The sequence below is a fragment of the Variovorax sp. UC74_104 genome (assembly GCF_044055375.1).
Taxonomy (GTDB): Bacteria; Pseudomonadota; Gammaproteobacteria; order Burkholderiales; family Burkholderiaceae_C; genus Variovorax.
Genome location: NZ_CP171978.1, coordinates 4,277,618 through 4,295,000 on the forward strand (window position 1 = coordinate 4,277,618; position 17,383 = coordinate 4,295,000).

The window sequence follows — 17,383 nt, forward strand, 5'->3', positions numbered from 1 at the left end:
AATTTCCTGTAATTACACGTAATTCTGAGCCCGCTCACCGCCCGGCGCAAGTGCCGCACGTCGAATGCACGGCGGGTAGTTACCCTTAAAACAAACGGCCCCGAAGGGCCCTTTGCCCCGAAGGGCCCTTTTCCCTGAAAGCTCAGGCGCGCGCGGCGCTGGCCGTCTTGCCGCCGGTGCGGCCGAACCAGAACCACAGCGCGATGCCCGCGACGATCATCGGGATGCTCAGCCACTGCCCCTGGCTCAGGTTGAGCGCCCGCAGGCCGAGGAAGTCATCGGGCTCGCGGAAGAACTCGGCCACGAAGCGCAGCACGCCGTAGCCGATGAGGAACACCGAGGCCACCTGACCCTGCTTGCGCTCCTTGCGTGCATAGAGCCACATCACGACGAAGAGCAGCAGCCCCTCGAGCAGGAACTGGTAGACCTGCGAGGGATGGCGCGGCAGCATCGATCCGCTCTGCGGAAACACCATGCCCCAGGGCAGGTCGGGGCTGCTGAAGCGGCCCCACAGCTCGCCGTTGATGAAGTTGCCCACGCGGCCGGCCGCGAGGCCCGTCGGCACGCAGGGCGAGACGAAGTCCATCACCTGCCAGAACGGCCGCTTGCGCGAATACGAGAACCACACCATCGCGCCGATCACGCCAAGCAGCCCGCCGTGGAAGCTCATGCCGCCCTGCCACACGTAGAGGATCTCGAGCGGATGCGTGAGATAGAACTCGGGCTTGTAGAACAGGCAATAGCCCAGCCGACCGCCGACGATGACGCCCATTACGCCGAGGAAAAGAATGTCCTCGATGTCCCTGCGCTGCCACACGCCCGCATCCACCAGGCTGCGGAAAGGCTCGTGCCGCAGGCGGCGCGTGCCGAGGAAATAGAACAGCGCAAACGCGGCCAGGTAGGTCAGGCCGTACCAGTGAATGGCCACCGGCCCGATTTGCAGGGCGATGGGGTCGATATGCGGATACATGAGCATCCGCGGATTGTGCCCCGGCCGGATGTCGGGGCCGGGACGGGGCTTTTCAGGTGGAAATCAGCGCCCGAACTTCCACCACAAGAGCCCCGCGACCAGGGCCGGCACCGCGAAGATCAGCAGGAAGATCGGCAGTTCCTCGGCCACCGAATACCCGGCCTTGATCACGCCCACGGCCATGTTGATGCCCGCCCCGACGAACCACGCCGGGATGAACCACTTGGCCGCCACGGCCAGCGCCGCCGGGGAGCCGTCGCCCAGCAGGCGCCCGGCCAACAGGAACACCGCCAGCAGCACGAAGCCGCCGCCCATCACCATGATCGTGTGCATGTCGTTCGTCCTCCTCGCGGCATCTTGCCGGATCTGCACGCGGGTCAGCGCGTCGTGTAGCCGCCATTGGCGAAGATCGTCTGGCCGGTGATCCACCAGCCCTCGGTGACGAGGAAACGCACGATGGGCGCGATGTCCTCGATGTCGGTCAGGCCCTTCTTCGAGAACTTGCTGAGCGCGGCAGCGCTGCTGTGGTACTCCACGGCCTCCTTGCTCTCCTGGCCGTAGAAGAACGGCGTGTCCATGGGCCCGGGGCCGATGGCGTTGACCGAGATGCCGCGCTCGCCGAACTCCTTCGATGCGGCGCGCGTGTAGTGCTCCACCGCGGCCTTCGAGCCCGGGTAGATCGCATAGAACGGCGTGTAGGCCGCCAGCAGCGAGCTCACCAGCGTGACGATGCTGCCGCCGTCGGCCAGCGTGCGGCCGGCCTGCTGGATGAAGAAGAAGGCGGCCTTGGCGTTGGCGTCGAAGCTCTTGTCGTAGTCGGCTTCGGTGACGTCGAGGATCGGCTTCTTGATGACCACGCCGGCCGTGTTGATCGCGATGTCGACCTGGCCGAAGTGCTTCACCGCCTTGTCGAACAGGCCGACGCAGTTCTCGACCACCGAGAGGTCGCCCTGCACCAGCAGCGTGTCGGCACCCTTGGCCTTGAGTTCGGCGGCGGTCTTCTCGGCATCGGCGCGCGAGGCGTCGCTGTTGTAGTGGATGGCGATGCCCCTGGCGCCGCCGTCGACCAGCTGGTGGCCGATGAGAGCGCCGAGGTTCTTGCCGCCGCCGGCGATGACGGCGACCTTGTTCTTGAGGGTGCGTGCGGACATGGAATGGCCTCCTTGGTTGAAGCTTGGATGTGTGACGGGAGAGGCCAGTCTATTGATCGCCTTCGCAGAGATAAATAGATCGTTCAAGGCTAGACTATTCAGGACTTCACGAACAATCGAGTTCCCTTTCCTTCTCCACTCCATGGACCGCATCGACCTCCTCCAGGTCTTCGTACGCGTGGCCGAAACCGGCAGCTTCACGCGCGCCGCCGACCGCCTGGGCCTGCCGCGCGCCAGCGTCTCCACGGCCGTGCAGCAGCTCGAAACCCGCCTCGGCTCCCGCCTTTTGCACCGGACCACGCGCCGCGTCGGCCTCACGCCCGACGGCGAAGTGATGCTGGAGCGCGCCCGCGCGCTGGTAGCCGACATGGAGGACATGGAGCAGCAGTTCCTGCCCGCGCATGGCCAGGTGAGCGGGCGCCTGAAGGTCGACGTGCCCAGCCGCATCGCGCGGCGGCTCATCGCGCCCGCGCTTCCGGAGTTCTTCAGGCGCCATCCGGCCATCGAACTGGAACTGGGCTCCAGCGACCGCGCGGTGGACCTCGTGCTCGAAGGCGTCGACTGCGCGCTGCGCGTCGGCCCGCTGGCCAGCAGCAGCCTCGTGGCGCGTCCCATCGGGCATTTCACGCTGATCAACTGCGCGAGCCCAGCCTACCTCGAGCGCCACGGCACGCCGCGCACGCCCGCCGACCTGCCGCAGCACGTCGCCGTCAACTACGCCTCGCCGACCAGCGGCCGCGCCGCGCCCTGGGAATGGCTGCGCGACGGCGAGACCGCGACACTGCGCATGCGCAGCCAGGTGGCGGCGAACAACGCCGAGACCTACATCGCCTGCGCGCTGGCCGGGCTGGGCCTGATCCAGATTCCGGCCTACGACGTGCGCGAGCACCTGGCAGCCGGCGAGCTGGTCGAGGTGCTGCCCGAGGCCCGCGCCGAGCCGCTGCCCGTGCAGCTGGTATATCCGCACCGGCGCAACCTCTCGCGGCGCATGCAGGCCTTCGCAGGCTGGCTCGAGACGGTGCTGGCCGATGCGCTCGACAAGCCGGCGCAGCCCGCTGGCGGACGTACTCGCAAGGCCCGCTAAGCCTCGCCCCGGCTCTTCGAACCAGCCCCCCGCTCGCGCACGAAGGCGATGAAGCGCGCGAGCGCCGGACTGGCCGCTCCCTCGGGCCACACCAGGCTGGTCTCGCAGGCAGGCAACTCCGGCGGGGTACGACGCCGCGGGGCCGGCGCGAACTCCTCGGCACGCCGGTACACCACGCCCGCACGGCGGAACTGCGTGACGCTCTCCGGCACCCAGGCCACGCCGATGCCGCCCGAGACGAGGTTCACGATGGTCTGCATCTGTATCGCCTCCTGCCCCAGTTGCGGCGTGCGGCCGGCAGCGTGGTACAGGTCGAAGATGGCGTCGTGCAGCGAAGGCACGATGCGGCGCGGAAAGATCACCAGCGGCTCGGCGAGCACGTCCGCCAGGAGCAGCTTGCCGGTGCGCGCGAGCGCATGCCGCTCGGGCAGCGCCAGCACCAGCGGCTCCTCCGACACGGCAAGGCGCGCGAGCCCGGGCGGCGCGGCGCCGGGCGAATGCAGCATCAGCCCGGCATCGATCTCGCCGCGCGCGAATGCTTCGAGCTGCACGTCGCCGGTGGCCTCCACCAGCTCCAGCGCGACCTCGGGGCACAGCACGCGGAATTCGCGCACCCATGCGGGCAGCTGCTCGAAGCCCACCGTCGACACGAAGCCGATCCGCACCCGCCCCACCTGCCCCGCCGCCGCCGCGCGTGCCCGCGCAGGCAGTGCCTGCGCGCGGGCCAGCAGCTCTCGCACGTCGGGCAGCAGCGCCTCGCCCGCCGGCGTGAGCGCCACGCGCCGCCGGGTGCGGTCGAACAGCACCACGCCCAGCGTCTTCTCCAGCTGGGCGATGGCCTGGGTGACCGGCGGCTGCGTCATGTGCAGCCGCTGCGCGGCGCGGCCGAAGTGCAGTTCCTCGGCCACGGCGACGAACTGGCGCCAGGCCCGCAGGTCGACGAGGGCTTCATTCATATGCCGAGCATATCAATCTGCAATTGAAAATGGATTGGAAGCAATCAATCAGAAGTCCGATACTTGAGCCCCCCCCGGATCTCCCCACGACAGAAGAGACACCATGGACACCAAGCCAATCCAGATCAACCGCCGCAGCGCCAACATCGTCGAAGGCAAGAGCCGCGCCCCCAACCGCTCGATGTTCTACGCCATGGGCTACGAGGAAGGCGACTTCAAGAAGCCGATGGTCGGCGTCGCCAACGGCCACAGCACCATCACGCCGTGCAACTCGGGCCTGCAGAAGCTGGCAGACGCGGCCATCGCCGGCATCGAGGAAGCCGGCGGCAACGCGCAGGTGTTCGGCACCCCCACCATCTCCGACGGCATGGCCATGGGCACCGAGGGCATGAAGTACTCGCTGGTCAGCCGCGAAGTCATCTCCGACTGCATCGAGACCTGCGTGGGCGGCCAGTGGATGGACGGCGTGCTGGTGGTCGGCGGCTGCGACAAGAACATGCCCGGCGGCCTCATGGGCATGCTGCGCGCCAACGTGCCGGCCATCTACGTCTACGGCGGCACCATCCTTCCCGGCAAATACAAGGGCCAGGACCTGAACATCGTGAGCGTGTTCGAGGCCGTGGGCCAGAACGCCGCCGGCAACATGAGCGACGAAGACCTGCACGAGATCGAGAAGCGCGCCATTCCCGGCACCGGCTCGTGCGGCGGCATGTACACCGCCAACACCATGTCGAGCGCATTCGAGGCGCTGGGCATCTCGCTGCCCTACTCGTCGACCATGGCCAACCCGCACGACGAGAAGGCCAACTCGGCCAAGGAATCGGCCAAGGTGCTGATCGAGGCCATCAAGAAAGACCTTAAGCCGCGCGACATCGTGACCAAGAAGGCCATCGAGAACGCCGTTGCCGTCATCATGGCCACGGGCGGCTCGACCAACGCGGTGCTGCACTTCCTGGCGATCGCGCATGCCGCCGAGGTCGAGTGGACCATCGACGACTTCGAGCGCATGCGCAAGAAGGTGCCCGTGATCTGCGACCTGAAGCCCTCGGGCAAGTACCTCGCGGTCGACCTGCACCAGGCCGGCGGCATCCCGCAAGTGATGAAGGTGCTGCTGAACGCGGGCCTGCTGCACGGCGACTGCATCACCATCAGCGGCCAGACCATCGCCGAAGTGCTCAAGGACGTGCCGGACGTGCCGCGCGCCGACCAGGACGTGATCCGCACCATCGACAACCCGATGTACGAGGAAGGCCACCTCGCCATCCTCAAGGGCAACCTGTCGCCCGAGGGCGCTGTCGCCAAGATCACCGGCCTGAAGAACCCCGTCATCACCGGCCCGGCCCGCGTGTTCGACGACGAGCAGTCGGCGCTCAAGGCGATCCTGGACGGCAAGATCAAGGCCGGCGACGTGATGGTGCTGCGCTACCTCGGCCCCAAGGGCGGCCCCGGCATGCCCGAGATGCTGGCGCCGACCGGCGCACTCATCGGCGCGGGCCTCGGCGAGAGCGTGGGCCTGATCACCGACGGCCGCTTCTCCGGCGGCACCTGGGGCATGGTGGTGGGCCACGTGGCGCCCGAAGCCGCTGCCGGCGGCACCATCGCCTTCGTGAACGAGGGCGACTCGATCACCATCGACGCGCACCAGCTCAAGCTCGAACTGAACGTGCCCGAAGCCGAGATCGCCAAGCGCCGCGAAGGCTGGAAGGCCCCCGCTCCGCGCTACACGCGCGGCGTGCAGGCGAAGTTCGCGTTCAACGCGTCGAGCGCCAGCTCGGGCGCGGTGCTCGACAAGTTCTGATCCTTGCGCGAAACACCGAGGAACCGGCTTTGCCGGGCCTCGGTGTTGCCCCCGGTCGGGGGTTGGCGAAGTGACACGAAGTGCACGCAGCCTAGGGGCGAGCCTTGCCTAAGCCATCATCCACGCGCCGTAGCCGAAGGCCAGGAAACCAAGGCCGACGATCGCGAGGATGCTGCGCGACTGGAAATCCATCGCCGGCGGCAGGCTCTGCACGAGAAAGTGCAGCATGGCGCCGGCGCCGACGGTCATGAAGCCCGCGCCGAACTGCTTCATCGGGCTCGGGTCCGGATAGAGGAAGACGAGCGCGAAGCCGGCCAGGAAGACGAGGTTGGCAAGCACGGTGCCGCGCGTGCGCCAGCGCTTCTGGCCGGGCGTGGGTTCGCGTACCTGCGCCCGCTCATAGGTGCCTTGCCTTTCGCGCGCGTCCTGGCGCGCCATGCCTATGAAGAACAGGCCGAACATCGCGGGAAAGGCACCGAAGATGCCGAGCCCCCAGACGCCACCCCACATGTTCTGGAAATCGGCCACCAGCGCCTGCGCGGGGTCGGCCACGCGGTAGCGCACCTCTACCGGATCGCCCCACTCCTTGCCCGACAGTCCGCCGCCGAGGCCCTTGACGCGGCGCTTCTGCCCATCCGGCGTGACGTACTCGACGATGGGCGCGCGCGATACGGTGACGCGGCCCTTGCTGTCCTTGCTCTGCTCGTCGACGAATTCGACCAGGCTGCCCTGCACGCTCGCGGTGCCGGCGATCGACTGGTAGCGATTCCAGCCGAGGGTGGCCGCGCCATAGAGACCGGCGCAGCCGATGAGCAAGGCGCCCACGCCCACACCCCAGAAGAAGTTCTTGAGCCAACCCACGAGCCCGCCGATGGCCGGGCCGATCAGCAGCGACAGTCCGAAGACGATCAGCGCGCGGGTGGTGGCTTCCTCGTCCATGGCACTTCAGCGTGATGCATGCGGTGCGCGGACTCCGGCCGATGGAAGAACAAGCGGCTCAGCGGCGCGGCCGCTGCCCGTTGCCGGTCTTCATGCCCATGTTGTTCTTCTGGCGGTCGATGCGCGCCTGCTTGCGACGGTCTTCCCGCTCGACGACCTTGCGCTTGGTGTAGCCCGACGAATCGGCCCACGCCCACCATGCGACGGCCATCGCGAACGGCGACAGCACGATCCACCAGCTCCATGTGGCGACCATGCCGATCTCGAAATACTTGAGGGCCAGAGCAAGCAGGCCCAATCCCAGAAACCACATCGCGAATCCCTCAGGGTTGTATTGGCAACGCATCCGGCGCCGTGCACGGGCCTACCTACAATCGCGTTGAGTCGAATGTAACTCAGCATTTAACAATTACACCCCATGAAAAGAGTCTTGCTGCCGGCAGTCCTGGGCCTCGGCCTCACCGCACTCGCCGCGCCTGCCTTCGCCGATCTGGCGCTGGCGACCTCGAAGAACTGCATGAGCTGCCACGCGGTCGAGCGCAAGGTCCTCGGCCCCTCGTTCAAGGACGTGGCCGCCAAGTACAAGGACGACAAGGGTGCCGTCGACACCCTCGCCAACAAGATCATGAAGGGCGGCTCCGGCGTGTGGGGGCCGGTGCCGATGCCAGCGAACAACCAGGTCAGCGAAGCCGACGCGAAGAAGCTCGCAGCCTGGGTGCTGTCGACGAAGTAAGCCCGCCGCCGGGCCTGGCTTTGCGTCAGATCTGCGGGTTGATGTCGGCCGGCACGGGCCGGCGCTCGATGCGGTCCTCGAGCTGGCCGATGTGGGCAGCCAGGGTGTTGTCGGTCTGGTCCGAGCGCAGTCGGATCGCCGTCTCGAGCTGCTCCAGCCGCGCCAGGATCGCCGTCTGGCGATCGGCGTTCTGCGCCATGTGCTTGTTCTCCTGCGCCTCCAGGAAGTTGCGCAGCTCGGTGAAGCGCGATGCCTCCGCCTTGTCGGCCAGGTCGCGCTGGGCCTGCATTTCCTTGGTGTGGCGCTTGGTGTCGATCAGCACCGAACTGTGCAGGTACAGCACATAGACGAGGAAGAAGGCCGCCAGCACCGCGGTCAGCCCCAGCATCAGGAGGCCCAGCGGGGCCGAGACGGTCATGAAGCCCAGCCACACGTCGGTGGGCGTGGCCAGCGTGCCCCAGTTGAGCGCGGCGAGCGCCACGATGAGCAGCACGACGACGAAAAGAAAAGCGGATCTCACGCCCATTTGGGGCCTCCTTCGGAAAGATCGAACACGTCGGAACCCGTGCGCATCGAGGCGCGCGGTGGTTGCGACGGTTTTACCTCAGCGAAGAGCCCCGTTCGGCGCAAATGGCCGCATAAACGGCCATGTCCTACAGCACTAATGCACTGCTGGTCAGTTCGTCTGCGACAACTGCTCCAGGATCGCCGGATTCTGCCGGCACCTCACATCGCTGCGCGATATGAGTGCCGTCTTCACCTGCTAACGTGCTTCGCACGTACCGGCCTCCGGCCGGATCCCGGATCAGTTCGTCTGCGACAACTGCTCCAGGATCGCAGGGTTTTCCAGCGTCGACGTGTCCTGCGTGATCGCCTCGCCCTTGGCGATGCTGCGCAGCAGGCGGCGCATGATCTTGCCGCTGCGGGTCTTGGGCAGGTTGTCGCCGAAGCGGATGTCCTTGGGCTTGGCGATGGGGCCGATTTCCTTGGCGACCCAGTTGCGCAGTTCGTTGGCGATCTGCTTGGCTTCCTCGCCGGTCGGGCGTGAGCGCTTGAGAACGACAAAGGCGCACACGGCCTCGCCCGTCACGTCGTCGGGGCGGCCCACCACGGCGGCTTCTGCCACCAGGTCGGTCTTGGCGACCAGCGCCGATTCGATCTCCATCGTCCCCAGGCGGTGGCCCGACACATTCAGCACGTCGTCGATACGGCCGGTGATGCGGAAGTAGCCGCGGTCGGCGCTGCGCACCGCGCCGTCGCCGGCGAGGTAGATCGTGCCGCCCATTTCCTCGGGGAAGTAGCTCTTCTTGAAGCGCTCGGGGTCGTTCCAGATCGTGCGGATCATCGAGGGCCAGGGCCGCTTGATGACCAGCATGCCGCCCGCGCCGTTGGGCAGGTCTTTACCGGTCTCGTCGACGATGGCGGCCATGATGCCCGGCAGCGGCAGCGTGCACGAGCCCGGCACCAGCGGCGTGGCGCCCGGCAGCGGCGTGATGACGTGGCCGCCGGTCTCGGTCTGCCAGAAGGTGTCGACGATGGGGCAGCGCTCGCCGCCCACATTGCGGTGGTACCACATCCAGGCCTCGGGATTGATCGGCTCGCCGACCGACCCGAGGATGCGCAGGCTGGTGAGGTCCCAGTTCTTCGGATGCACCTTCTCGTCGCCGTCGGCCGCCTTGATGAGCGAGCGGATCGCGGTGGGCGCCGTGTAGAACACGCTGACCTTGTGCTTCTCGATCATCTGCCAGAAGCGGCCCGCGTGCGGGAAGGTCGGGATGCCCTCGAACACCACCTGCGTGGCACCGGCCGCGAGCGGGCCGTAGGCGACGTAGGTGTGGCCGGTGATCCAGCCGATGTCGGCGGTGCACCAGAACACGTCCTCGGGGCGGATGTCGAAGGTCCAGTCCATCGTGAGCTTCGCCCACAGCAGGTAGCCGCCGGTGGAGTGCTGCACGCCCTTGGGCTTGCCGGTGGAGCCCGAGGTGTAGAGGATGAAGAGCGGATGCTCGGCGTTGACCGGCACAGGCGCGCATTCGGTGCCCTGCCCCTTCAGCGCCTCGGTGAAGCTGATGTCGCGGCCCTCGACGCGGTTCCACGCGGTGGGCGTGCGCTCGTACACCAGCACGGTCTTGATCGACTCGCAGCCGCCCAGCGCGATGCCGTCGTCCACGATGGCCTTCAGCGGCAGCTCCTTGCCGCCGCGCAGTTGGTAGTTGGCCGTGATGACCGCCACCGCGCCCGCGTCGATGATTCGCTCCTGCAGCGCCTTGGCCGAGAAGCCGCCGAACACCACGCTGTGGGTGGCGCCGATGCGCGCACAGGCCTGCATGGCGACGACGCCCTCGATGGTCATCGGCATGTAGACGATGACGCGGTCGCCCTTCTTGATGCCGCGCGCCTTCAGCGCGTTGGCGAACTGGCTCACGCGCGCGAGCAGCTCCTTGTAGGTGACCTTGGTGACGGTGCCGTCGTCGGCCTCGAAGACGATGGCGGTCTTGTTCTCGACCGGGGTGCCGATGTGCCTGTCGAGGCAGTTGGCGCTGGCGTTGAGCTCGCCGTCGCCGAACCACTGGTAGAACGGCGCATTCGATTCGTCGAGCGTCCTGGTGAAGGGCTTGGTCCAGTTCAGGTTGTCCTTGGCCAGGCGGGTCCAGAAACCCTCGAAGTCGTTCTCGGCTTCCTTGCACAGGGCCTCGTAGGCGGCCATGCCGGAAATGCGTGCGCCTTGCGTGGCGCGGGCGTCCGGCGGGAAGACGCGGTTCTCGACCAGGACGGATTCAATGTTCTTCGATGCGCTGCTGCTCATGCTCTTTGTCTCCAGGATGGGTGCGGCCGTAATGTCGGCGGACCGACTTACGGGTCACTGACGGCTGCCATGTTAGAGCCTGTTCGATGGCCCTCTCGGGGTTATCACGAGGGCGTCACCGGGACACCCCTAGAATTCGCGGTCCTCCACAACCGGACTGCAGATGTCTGCTCCCGACCCTTTCGACACCCGGAACCCGCCCGTACCACGCCGTGGTTCGCCGCTTCGCCCCCTGCCCAAGCTGATCTTCGCAAGCCGCTGGCTGCAGCTGCCGCTGTACCTGGGCCTGATCGTGGCGCAGGCGGTGTATGTGGTGCACTTCCTGGTCGAGTTGCTGCACCTGGTGGAGGCCGCCTTCGGCTCCAAGGATGCGCTGCAGGCGCTAATCACCAGCATCGGCTACAAGACCACGGCGCCAGTGGGCACGCTGAACGAGACGGTCATCATGCTCGTGGTGCTCGCGCTGATCGACGTGGTGATGATCTCCAACCTGCTTATCATGGTGATCGTTGGCGGCTACGAAACCTTCGTGAGCCGCATGGACCTCGAAGGCCACCGCGACCAGCCCGAGTGGCTGAGCCATGTGAACGCCTCGGTGCTCAAGGTGAAGCTGGCCACCGCCATCATCGGCATCAGCTCCATCCACCTGCTGAAGACCTTCATCAACGCGGACAACTACACAGACCGCGTGCTGATCGCGCAGACCGTGATCCACATCGCGTTCCTGTTCTCGGCGATGGCCATCGCCTACACCGACCGGCTGATGGCACCTGCCCATCCGCCCGCCGACCCGCACTGAGCCTGTTCAGCCGCCCCGACCCGCCTGCGGCAGCACGTCCCAGGCGGGTGGATCGGTGAAGCGCGCGGCCAGAAAATCGAGCATCGTGCGCAGCGTGGCCGGCATGTGCTTGCGCGATGCATACACCGCGTACATGCCTACCACCTGCGGCTCGAAATCACCGAAGAGCCGCACCAGTTCGCCGGACTGCAGCAGCTGCGACGTGAGGTATGTCGGCAGCATCGCGATGCCGGCCCCTGCCCTCGCCAGGTACATCAGGCTCGCCGCATCGTTGGTCGACACGTTGCCGCCGACCGCCACCGACACCGGCTCCCCGCTTTCCTTGCGCGTGAAATTCCAAAGACTGCGCCCGAAGTACGAGTGCGTGAGGCAGTTACGCTGCGCCAGCTCTTCCACGCTCGACGGCCTGCCGTGCTCCTTCAGATAGGCCGGTGAGGCACACACCACCGAACGGCAATCGGTGAGCCGCCGCGCAATCAGGTTCGGGTCGATCTCGGCCGCCACGCGGATCGCGAGGTCGATGCGTTCGTCGACGAGGTTCACCGCACGATCCAGCAGCACCAGGTCGACCGCCACGCCCGGATAGATCCGCACATAGTCGGCCATGGCATCGGCCAGTTGGGCCTGTGCGAACGAAGTGCTGGCCGTGATGCGAAGCTGCCCGCGCGGAGCCTCCGCCGGATGCCGCACCGCGGCCTGCATGTCGCCCGTGAGCTCCAGCACCTGGCGGCAGCGCGGCAGGAGCTCCTCTCCCGCCGCCGTGAGGCTCAGGCGACGCGTCGTGCGATGCAGCAGGCGCGCACCGGTCCACTGCTCCAGTTCGGCGACATAGCGCGTGACGACCGGGCGGGACATGTCGAGCTTGTCGGCCGCGGCCGAAAGACTGCCCGAATCGACCACGGCGACGAACACGCGCATTGCATTCAATCGATCCATTCGAACGATTTTAGGAATAAACAAGCGCGCAAATCGAGGTATTTCTTTCGAAACCAGAAACCTAAGATTCGCTCCATCCCATCCCGATCTCTCGATCCTTCCGATCTTTCACAGGAGTCACCATGAGCCACATCGCCATCATCGGCGCCACCGGACGCGCCGGCAGCCAGCTTCTCGACGAGGCCCTGCGCCGCGGCCACACCGTCACCGCCATCGCCCGCAAGGCCAGCGCCAAGCTGGCGGGCCGCGCCAACGTGAAGGCCGTCGATCTCGACGTGCTCGACGGCGCTGCGCTTGAGAAGACCCTGGCCGGCCACGACGCCGTGTTCAGCGCCGCGCACTTCGCCACCGTGCCGCCCGCGGCCATCATCGAGCCAACGAAGCGCGCCGGCGTGAAGCGCCTGCTGGTGGTCGGCGGCGCGGGCAGCCTGTTCGCGGCGCCCGGCCTGAAGGTGATCGACACGCCCAACTTCCCCGACGCGTACCGCGCCGAAGCCTCGGCCGGCGGCGTGTTCCTCGACACGCTGCGCAACGAGAAGGACCTGGACTGGACCTTCCTCTCGCCCTCCGCCGAATTCGTCGAAGGCGAGCGCACCGGCAAGTTCCGCCTGGGCAAGGACGACCTGCTCGTGAGCGCCGAAGGCCGCAGCTGGATCAGCTTCGCGGACTACGCGATCGCGTTCATCGACGAACTCGAAAAGCCCGCGCACTCGCGCCAGCGCTACACCATCGGATATTGAGCTGCAGGCAGAAAACAAAAAAGGACCTGCGAGGGTCCTTTTTTCGTTTGAGCCGGCCGGATCAACGCCCGGTCATGTTCTCCGGCACCACCCACTGGTCGAACTGCTCGGCCGTCAGGTGGCCCGATGCGATCGCCGCATCGCGCAGGCTGGTGCCTTCCTTGTGCGCCTTCTTCGCGATGTAGGCCGACTTGTCGTAGCCGATGTGCGTGTTCAGCGCCGTCACCAGCATCAGCGAGCGCTGCACCAGCTCGGTGATGCGCTCGCGGTTGGGCTCGATGCCCACCGCGCAGTGGTCGTTGAAGCTCACCATGCCGTCGGCCAGCAGGCGTACGCTCTGCAGGAAGTTGTGCGCCACCATCGGACGGAACACGTTCAGCTCGAAGTTGCCCGAGGCGCCGCCGATGTTGATGGCCACGTCGTTGCCGAACACCTGCGCGGCCAGCATCGTCACCGCCTCGCTCTGCGTCGGGTTGACCTTGCCCGGCATGATCGACGAGCCCGGCTCGTTCTCGGGAATGCTCAGTTCGCCGATGCCGCTGCGCGGGCCGCTGGCGAGCCAGCGCACGTCGTTGGCGATCTTGTTCATGCTGGCGGCCAGCGTCTTCAGCGCGCCGTGCGCGTGCACCAGCGCATCGACGCTGGCCATGGCTTCGAACTTGTTCGGCGCGGTCACGAACGGTAGGCCGGTGAGCTTCGCCAGTTCGGCCGCCACCTGCTCCGCATAGCCCTTGGGCGCATTGAGGCCGGTGCCGACGGCCGTGCCGCCCAGCGCCAGTTCGCACAGGTGCGGCAGCGCGGCGCGCACGTGCGCCTCGCCATGAGCCAGCTGCGCGACATAGCCGGAGAACTCCTGGCCCAGCGTGAGGGGCGTGGCGTCCTGCAGGTGGGTGCGGCCGATCTTCACGATGTCGGCGAAGTCCTTCGACTTCTGCTCCAGCGTGCCGCGCAGCTTCGCGATGGCCGGCAGCAGCTTGTGGGTGATGGCCTCGACGGCCGCCACGTGCATCGCCGTGGGGAACACGTCGTTGCTCGACTGGCTGCGGTTCACGTCGTCGTTCGGGTGCACGAGGCGTCCTTCACCGCGCTCGCCGCCGAGGATTTCGCTGGCGCGGTTGGCCAGCACCTCGTTGACGTTCATGTTGGTCTGCGTGCCCGAGCCGGTCTGCCAGACTACCAGCGGGAACTCGCCCGGGTGCTTGCCGGCGATGACCTCGTCGGCCGCGGCCACGATCGCGTTGGTTTTCTTCTCGTCCTGCAGGCCCAGCGCGTGGTTGACCACGGCGGAAGCGCGCTTGACCTGGGCCAGCGCCTTGATGATCTCGCGCGGCTGCTGCTCGCCGGAGATGTCGAAGTTCTGCAGCGAGCGCTGCGTCTGCGCGCCCCACAGCTTGTCGGCCGGCACGTCGATGGGTCCGAAGGTATCGCGCTCGGCACGGGTCTTGGGGGAAGTCGTCATGAGAAAAAGCTCCGCAGGATCATGAAAGGTCGCGCCGCTTGCCGGCGCGCCATGGAGTATCGCCCCGATGAGAGTAGCTCTCATCTGACGAGGGCATTGCACCGCCGCCGACACCGGCGCCCTGCCGCTTGCCTTGACCTCATCATGTCAAAAAGTTATAATTGACAGCTTCTGACGACCAACAAGTCATGATGACAACGTTGGTCAAGCCTGCACTACTCGCGGATCTCCGAATCCCGTCGCGGTGCAAGGTGCTCCCGCCGGGCCCTGCCCGGCAAACCGGCCGGATCTTTCCAGCCCCATTGCCACGTCAAGCTCATCCAGCCGGCGCCCCTCGACCAGGCCCGTCGCGCTGCGGATGAAGCATCCGGCGGGCACTGGCTTCGTCGCCCTGTCGTCTTCAGTGCCTGTCGGCAGCCCCTCCATCTGACGGGCTGGGGCGTGGTCGCGTCGCCCTTTTTGGAGCTTCCGGAGCTTCCGAAGGACGGCGATCTGTCAACCCTTCACCCAAGGAGCCCCGACGTATGGCCAAAGGAATTCTCATCGACCATGTCTTCAAGGTGTTCGGCGACGAGCCCGAACAAGCGCTGGAGCTGGTCCGCCAAGGACTTTCGAAGAAGGAGATCCTGGCGCGCACCGGCCAGTCGATCGGCGTGTTCGACGCCACCTTCGAGATCCAGGCCGGGGAAATCTTCGTCATCATGGGCCTCTCGGGCTCGGGCAAGTCGACGCTGGTGCGGCTGCTGAACCGGCTGATCGAGCCGACCGCCGGGCGCATCGTGATCGACGGCGCCGACATCAACGAGCATTCCGACGCGCGGCTTCGCGCGCTGCGCCGCAAGGACATCAGCATGGTGTTCCAGTCGTTCGCGCTGATGCCGCACATGACGGTGCGCGAGAACACCGCCTTCGGCCTAGAGCTCTCGGGCACCGGCAAGAAGGAGCGCCTCGCGCAGGCCGACAAGGCGCTCGCGCAGGTGGGCCTGGCGGGCTGGGGCGACAGCTACCCCGACGAGCTCTCCGGCGGCATGCAGCAGCGCGTGGGCCTGGCGCGCGCGCTGGCCTCCGATCCGTCGATCCTGCTGATGGACGAGGCCTTCTCGGCGCTCGATCCGATCATCCGCACCGAGATGCAGTCGGAGCTACTGCGCCTGCAGCAGGAGCAGCGCCGCACCATCGTCTTCATCTCGCACGACCTCGACGAGGCCATGCGCATCGGCGACCGCATCGCGATCATGAAGGACGGCCAGGTGATCCAGGTCGGCACGCCCGACGAGATTTTGCGCAGCCCCGCCAACGACTACGTGCGCAGCTTCGTGCGCGGCGTGGACGCGGCCGCCGTATTCAAGGCGGGCGATATCGCGCGCAAGCAGCTCACCGTGGTCTGCGAGCACCCCGAGCGCGGCGCGCGCGCGGCGCTCAAGCAGCTCGAAGACCAGGACCGCGACTTCGCCTACGTCACCAGCCCGAGCAAGCGCTACCTGGGCACCGTGTCGGCCGACACCCTGCGCGCGGCGCTCGACGGCCATTCCGGCCCGCTGGGCCTGCGCCACGCGTTCCTGAACGACCTCGGCACGATCGACGCCGATGCGCCCGTGGCCGGCCTCTTCGGCCAGGTGGCCCAGGCGCCGTGCGCGGTGCCGGTGGTGGCGGCGGACGGCCGCTTCTGCGGCGCGATCAGCAAGACGACGCTGCTGAAGTTCCTCGATCGCGACACGCCGCCCATCGACCCGGCGCACCAGCCGCAGCAACCCGTGGCCGCCGTTGTCTCCACCGCCGCCGCCACTGCCGCCTGAACGAAATCGAAGGACACAACAGATGAACGACACCGCACTGCCCTCCGAACTCGCGCCGATGAACGACGCATCGACCGCGCTCGCGACGCCCGCTGCCGCGCCGGCGCCGGTCGACCCGTGGGAAGCCCTGTCGGCCGCGCCCGACACCTCCGCAACCAGCGCCTGGCTCGACGCCCCCGCGCCGCTCGATAGCGCCCATCAGCTCGCCGGCCACGCCGATGCCGCGGGCGGCCTGCAACTGCACCGCCTGTGGGATGGCTCGCTGCCCATCGAATCCTGGATCAACAGCGGCCTGGGCTGGGTGGTGGAGCATTTCCGCCCCTTCTTCCAGACCGTGCGCCTGCCCATCGACGGCACGCTGAACTGGATCCAGGGCCTGCTCACCGGCCTGCCCACGCTGGCGATGATCGCGCTCATCGGCCTGCTGGCCTGGCAGTTCGCCGGCCGCGCGCTGGCCATCGGCACCACGGTGGCGCTGCTGCTGGTGGCCATGCTGGGCATCTGGCCCGAGGCGATGGTGACGCTGTCGCTGGTGCTGACCTCGCTGGTGTTCTGCATGGCCGTGGGCCTGCCGCTGGGCGTGCTGCTGGCCAGCAGCGACCGCGCGCAGCGCGTGATGCGTCCGGTGCTCGACGCGATGCAGACCACGCCGGCCTTCGTGTACCTGGTGCCGGTGGTGATGCTGTTCGGCATCGGCAATGTGCCGGGCGTGATCGTGACCATCGTCTTCGCGCTGGCGCCGCTGGTGCGCCTGACCAACCTCGGCCTGCGCCAGGTGCGCCCCGACCTGATCGAGGCTGCGCGCGCCTACGGCGCCTCGCCGTGGCAGATGCTGGTGAAGGTGCAACTGCCGCTGGCCATGCCGTCGATCATGGCGGGCATCAACCAGGCGCTGATGCTGTCGCTGTCGATGGTGGTCATCGCCTCGATGATCGCCGTGGGCGGCCTCGGCCAGATGGTGCTGCGCGGCATCGGCCGGCTCGACATGGGCCTGGCCACCGTGGGCGGCCTGGGCATCGTTCTGCTGGCGATCTCGCTGGACCGCCTGACGCAGGCCATGGGCAAGTCGCGTCGCGGCGGCGGCCGCCGCTGGTGGCACACGGGGCCGGTGGGCCTTGCGCTTCGCATGCTGCAGCGTGCAGTGGCACCGGCCCGCAACGACGCCGAGCCCGCGCCCGCCCTTTCCGCACAGGCGCGATGAACGGAGGAACCCGCC

The 17,383-nt window shown here is 67.3% G+C and carries 17 protein-coding genes; 7 read left to right on the forward strand and 10 right to left on the reverse strand.

Annotated elements, in window-relative coordinates; translation table 11 throughout:
• Window positions 1-142 precede the first annotated feature (142 nt).
• From lgt to ACHMXA_RS20105, 3 genes are read right to left on the reverse strand one after another with little or no spacing between them, the layout of a single operon-like run.
• A complete protein-coding gene (gene lgt, locus ACHMXA_RS20095) occupies window positions 143-976 on the reverse strand; it encodes a prolipoprotein diacylglyceryl transferase (RefSeq protein WP_176666602.1) in 834 nt (277 codons plus the stop codon).
• Window positions 977-1,033: 57 nt separating this feature from the next.
• Window positions 1,034-1,303, reverse strand: coding sequence for a hypothetical protein (locus ACHMXA_RS20100; RefSeq protein WP_176666603.1), 270 nt, complete (start codon window positions 1,301-1,303; stop codon window positions 1,034-1,036).
• Between the two features lie 44 nt (window positions 1,304-1,347).
• Window positions 1,348-2,121: an SDR family oxidoreductase gene (locus ACHMXA_RS20105; protein ID WP_176666604.1), complete on the reverse strand. Its 774-nt coding sequence runs from the start codon at window positions 2,119-2,121 to the stop codon at window positions 1,348-1,350.
• 142 nt (window positions 2,122-2,263) lie between these two features.
• Here ACHMXA_RS20105 and ACHMXA_RS20110 point away from each other — a divergent pair, with 142 nt between their 5' ends.
• Window positions 2,264-3,205: a LysR family transcriptional regulator gene (locus ACHMXA_RS20110; RefSeq protein WP_176666605.1), complete on the forward strand. Its 942-nt coding sequence runs from the start codon at window positions 2,264-2,266 to the stop codon at window positions 3,203-3,205.
• Here ACHMXA_RS20110 and ACHMXA_RS20115 read toward each other — a convergent pair.
• Complete coding sequence (locus ACHMXA_RS20115; RefSeq protein ID WP_176666606.1) at window positions 3,202-4,161, reverse strand: LysR family transcriptional regulator; 960 nt, start codon at window positions 4,159-4,161, stop codon at window positions 3,202-3,204. The two genes, ACHMXA_RS20110 and ACHMXA_RS20115, sit on opposite strands and share 4 nt — an antisense overlap.
• Before the next feature lie 103 nt (window positions 4,162-4,264).
• Here ACHMXA_RS20115 and ilvD point away from each other — a divergent pair, with 103 nt between their 5' ends.
• Window positions 4,265-5,959, forward strand: a complete 1,695-nt coding sequence (ilvD, locus tag ACHMXA_RS20120) for a dihydroxy-acid dehydratase (protein WP_176666607.1) — start codon at window positions 4,265-4,267, stop codon at window positions 5,957-5,959.
• A gap of 108 nt (window positions 5,960-6,067) precedes the next feature.
• Here the strand turns inward: ilvD and ACHMXA_RS20125 are convergent, their stop codons facing one another.
• Together ACHMXA_RS20125 and ACHMXA_RS20130 are read right to left on the reverse strand one after the other, a co-directional pair.
• Window positions 6,068-6,898 carry a DUF3592 domain-containing protein gene (locus ACHMXA_RS20125; protein ID WP_176666608.1) on the reverse strand — a complete coding sequence of 277 codons (831 nt, stop codon included), beginning with the start codon at window positions 6,896-6,898 and terminating at the stop codon, window positions 6,068-6,070.
• Window positions 6,899-6,956: 58 nt separating this feature from the next.
• Window positions 6,957-7,211 carry a TIGR04438 family Trp-rich protein gene (locus ACHMXA_RS20130; RefSeq protein WP_176666609.1) on the reverse strand — a complete coding sequence of 85 codons (255 nt, stop codon included), beginning with the start codon at window positions 7,209-7,211 and terminating at the stop codon, window positions 6,957-6,959.
• Between the two features lie 105 nt (window positions 7,212-7,316).
• On the opposite strand from ACHMXA_RS20130, the gene ACHMXA_RS20135 reads away from it, so the two are divergent.
• A complete protein-coding gene (locus ACHMXA_RS20135) occupies window positions 7,317-7,631 on the forward strand; it encodes a c-type cytochrome (protein ID WP_176666610.1) in 315 nt (104 codons plus the stop codon).
• A 25-nt stretch (window positions 7,632-7,656) separates the two neighbouring features.
• Here the strand turns inward: ACHMXA_RS20135 and ACHMXA_RS20140 are convergent, their stop codons facing one another.
• Window positions 7,657-8,157 (reverse strand): LapA family protein, encoded by a 501-nt coding sequence (locus ACHMXA_RS20140; RefSeq protein ID WP_176666611.1) that lies wholly within the window; start codon window positions 8,155-8,157, stop codon window positions 7,657-7,659.
• 279 nt (window positions 8,158-8,436) lie between these two features.
• Window positions 8,437-10,437 carry an acetate--CoA ligase gene (acs, locus tag ACHMXA_RS20145; RefSeq protein WP_395316278.1) on the reverse strand — a complete coding sequence of 667 codons (2,001 nt, stop codon included), beginning with the start codon at window positions 10,435-10,437 and terminating at the stop codon, window positions 8,437-8,439.
• Window positions 10,438-10,600: 163 nt separating this feature from the next.
• On the opposite strand from acs, the gene ACHMXA_RS20150 reads away from it, so the two are divergent.
• Complete coding sequence (locus ACHMXA_RS20150) at window positions 10,601-11,236, forward strand: YqhA family protein (RefSeq protein WP_176666613.1); 636 nt, start codon at window positions 10,601-10,603, stop codon at window positions 11,234-11,236.
• Window positions 11,237-11,242: 6 nt separating this feature from the next.
• Here the strand turns inward: ACHMXA_RS20150 and ACHMXA_RS20155 are convergent, their stop codons facing one another.
• A complete protein-coding gene (locus ACHMXA_RS20155; RefSeq protein ID WP_176666614.1) occupies window positions 11,243-12,172 on the reverse strand; it encodes a LysR family transcriptional regulator in 930 nt (309 codons plus the stop codon).
• 122 nt (window positions 12,173-12,294) lie between these two features.
• On the opposite strand from ACHMXA_RS20155, the gene ACHMXA_RS20160 reads away from it, so the two are divergent.
• A complete protein-coding gene (locus tag ACHMXA_RS20160; protein ID WP_176666615.1) occupies window positions 12,295-12,912 on the forward strand; it encodes an NAD(P)-dependent oxidoreductase in 618 nt (205 codons plus the stop codon).
• A 61-nt stretch (window positions 12,913-12,973) separates the two neighbouring features.
• Here ACHMXA_RS20160 and fumC read toward each other — a convergent pair whose 3' ends face one another.
• The gene (fumC, locus tag ACHMXA_RS20165) at window positions 12,974-14,371 is read right to left on the reverse strand and encodes a class II fumarate hydratase (RefSeq protein WP_176666616.1); all 1,398 of its coding nucleotides are present in this window, start codon (window positions 14,369-14,371) and stop codon (window positions 12,974-12,976) included.
• A 524-nt stretch (window positions 14,372-14,895) separates the two neighbouring features.
• Here fumC and proV point away from each other — a divergent pair.
• Both proV and proW read left to right on the forward strand, forming a co-directional pair.
• Complete coding sequence (proV, locus tag ACHMXA_RS20170; RefSeq protein ID WP_176666617.1) at window positions 14,896-16,167, forward strand: glycine betaine/L-proline ABC transporter ATP-binding protein ProV; 1,272 nt, start codon at window positions 14,896-14,898, stop codon at window positions 16,165-16,167.
• 22 nt (window positions 16,168-16,189) lie between these two features.
• Window positions 16,190-17,368 (forward strand): glycine betaine/L-proline ABC transporter permease ProW, encoded by a 1,179-nt coding sequence (gene proW, locus ACHMXA_RS20175; RefSeq protein WP_176666618.1) that lies wholly within the window; start codon window positions 16,190-16,192, stop codon window positions 17,366-17,368.
• Window positions 17,369-17,383 lie beyond the last annotated feature (15 nt).

What these genes read in the sequence shown, in the direction of transcription:
- ACHMXA_RS20140 (WP_176666611.1), bottom strand. Translation starts at nt 8,157, where the DNA reads ATGGGCGTGAGATCCGCTTTTCTTTTCGTCGTCGTGCTGCTCATCGTG.
- ACHMXA_RS20125 (WP_176666608.1), bottom strand. Translation starts at nt 6,898, where the DNA reads ATGGACGAGGAAGCCACCACCCGCGCGCTGATCGTCTTCGGACTGTCG.
- ilvD (WP_176666607.1), top strand. Translation starts at nt 4,265, where the DNA reads ATGGACACCAAGCCAATCCAGATCAACCGCCGCAGCGCCAACATCGTC.
- proV (WP_176666617.1), top strand. Translation starts at nt 14,896, where the DNA reads ATGGCCAAAGGAATTCTCATCGACCATGTCTTCAAGGTGTTCGGCGAC.
- ACHMXA_RS20130 (WP_176666609.1), bottom strand. Translation starts at nt 7,211, where the DNA reads ATGTGGTTTCTGGGATTGGGCCTGCTTGCTCTGGCCCTCAAGTATTTC.
- lgt (WP_176666602.1), bottom strand. Translation starts at nt 976, where the DNA reads ATGCTCATGTATCCGCATATCGACCCCATCGCCCTGCAAATCGGGCCG.
- ACHMXA_RS20115 (WP_176666606.1), bottom strand. Translation starts at nt 4,161, where the DNA reads ATGAATGAAGCCCTCGTCGACCTGCGGGCCTGGCGCCAGTTCGTCGCC.
- fumC (WP_176666616.1), bottom strand. Translation starts at nt 14,371, where the DNA reads ATGACGACTTCCCCCAAGACCCGTGCCGAGCGCGATACCTTCGGACCC.
- ACHMXA_RS20135 (WP_176666610.1), top strand. Translation starts at nt 7,317, where the DNA reads ATGAAAAGAGTCTTGCTGCCGGCAGTCCTGGGCCTCGGCCTCACCGCA.
- ACHMXA_RS20105 (WP_176666604.1), bottom strand. Translation starts at nt 2,121, where the DNA reads ATGTCCGCACGCACCCTCAAGAACAAGGTCGCCGTCATCGCCGGCGGC.
- ACHMXA_RS20150 (WP_176666613.1), top strand. Translation starts at nt 10,601, where the DNA reads ATGTCTGCTCCCGACCCTTTCGACACCCGGAACCCGCCCGTACCACGC.
- proW (WP_176666618.1), top strand. Translation starts at nt 16,190, where the DNA reads ATGAACGACACCGCACTGCCCTCCGAACTCGCGCCGATGAACGACGCA.
- ACHMXA_RS20100 (WP_176666603.1), bottom strand. Translation starts at nt 1,303, where the DNA reads ATGCACACGATCATGGTGATGGGCGGCGGCTTCGTGCTGCTGGCGGTG.
- ACHMXA_RS20155 (WP_176666614.1), bottom strand. Translation starts at nt 12,172, where the DNA reads ATGGATCGATTGAATGCAATGCGCGTGTTCGTCGCCGTGGTCGATTCG.
- ACHMXA_RS20160 (WP_176666615.1), top strand. Translation starts at nt 12,295, where the DNA reads ATGAGCCACATCGCCATCATCGGCGCCACCGGACGCGCCGGCAGCCAG.
- acs (WP_395316278.1), bottom strand. Translation starts at nt 10,437, where the DNA reads ATGAGCAGCAGCGCATCGAAGAACATTGAATCCGTCCTGGTCGAGAAC.
- ACHMXA_RS20110 (WP_176666605.1), top strand. Translation starts at nt 2,264, where the DNA reads ATGGACCGCATCGACCTCCTCCAGGTCTTCGTACGCGTGGCCGAAACC.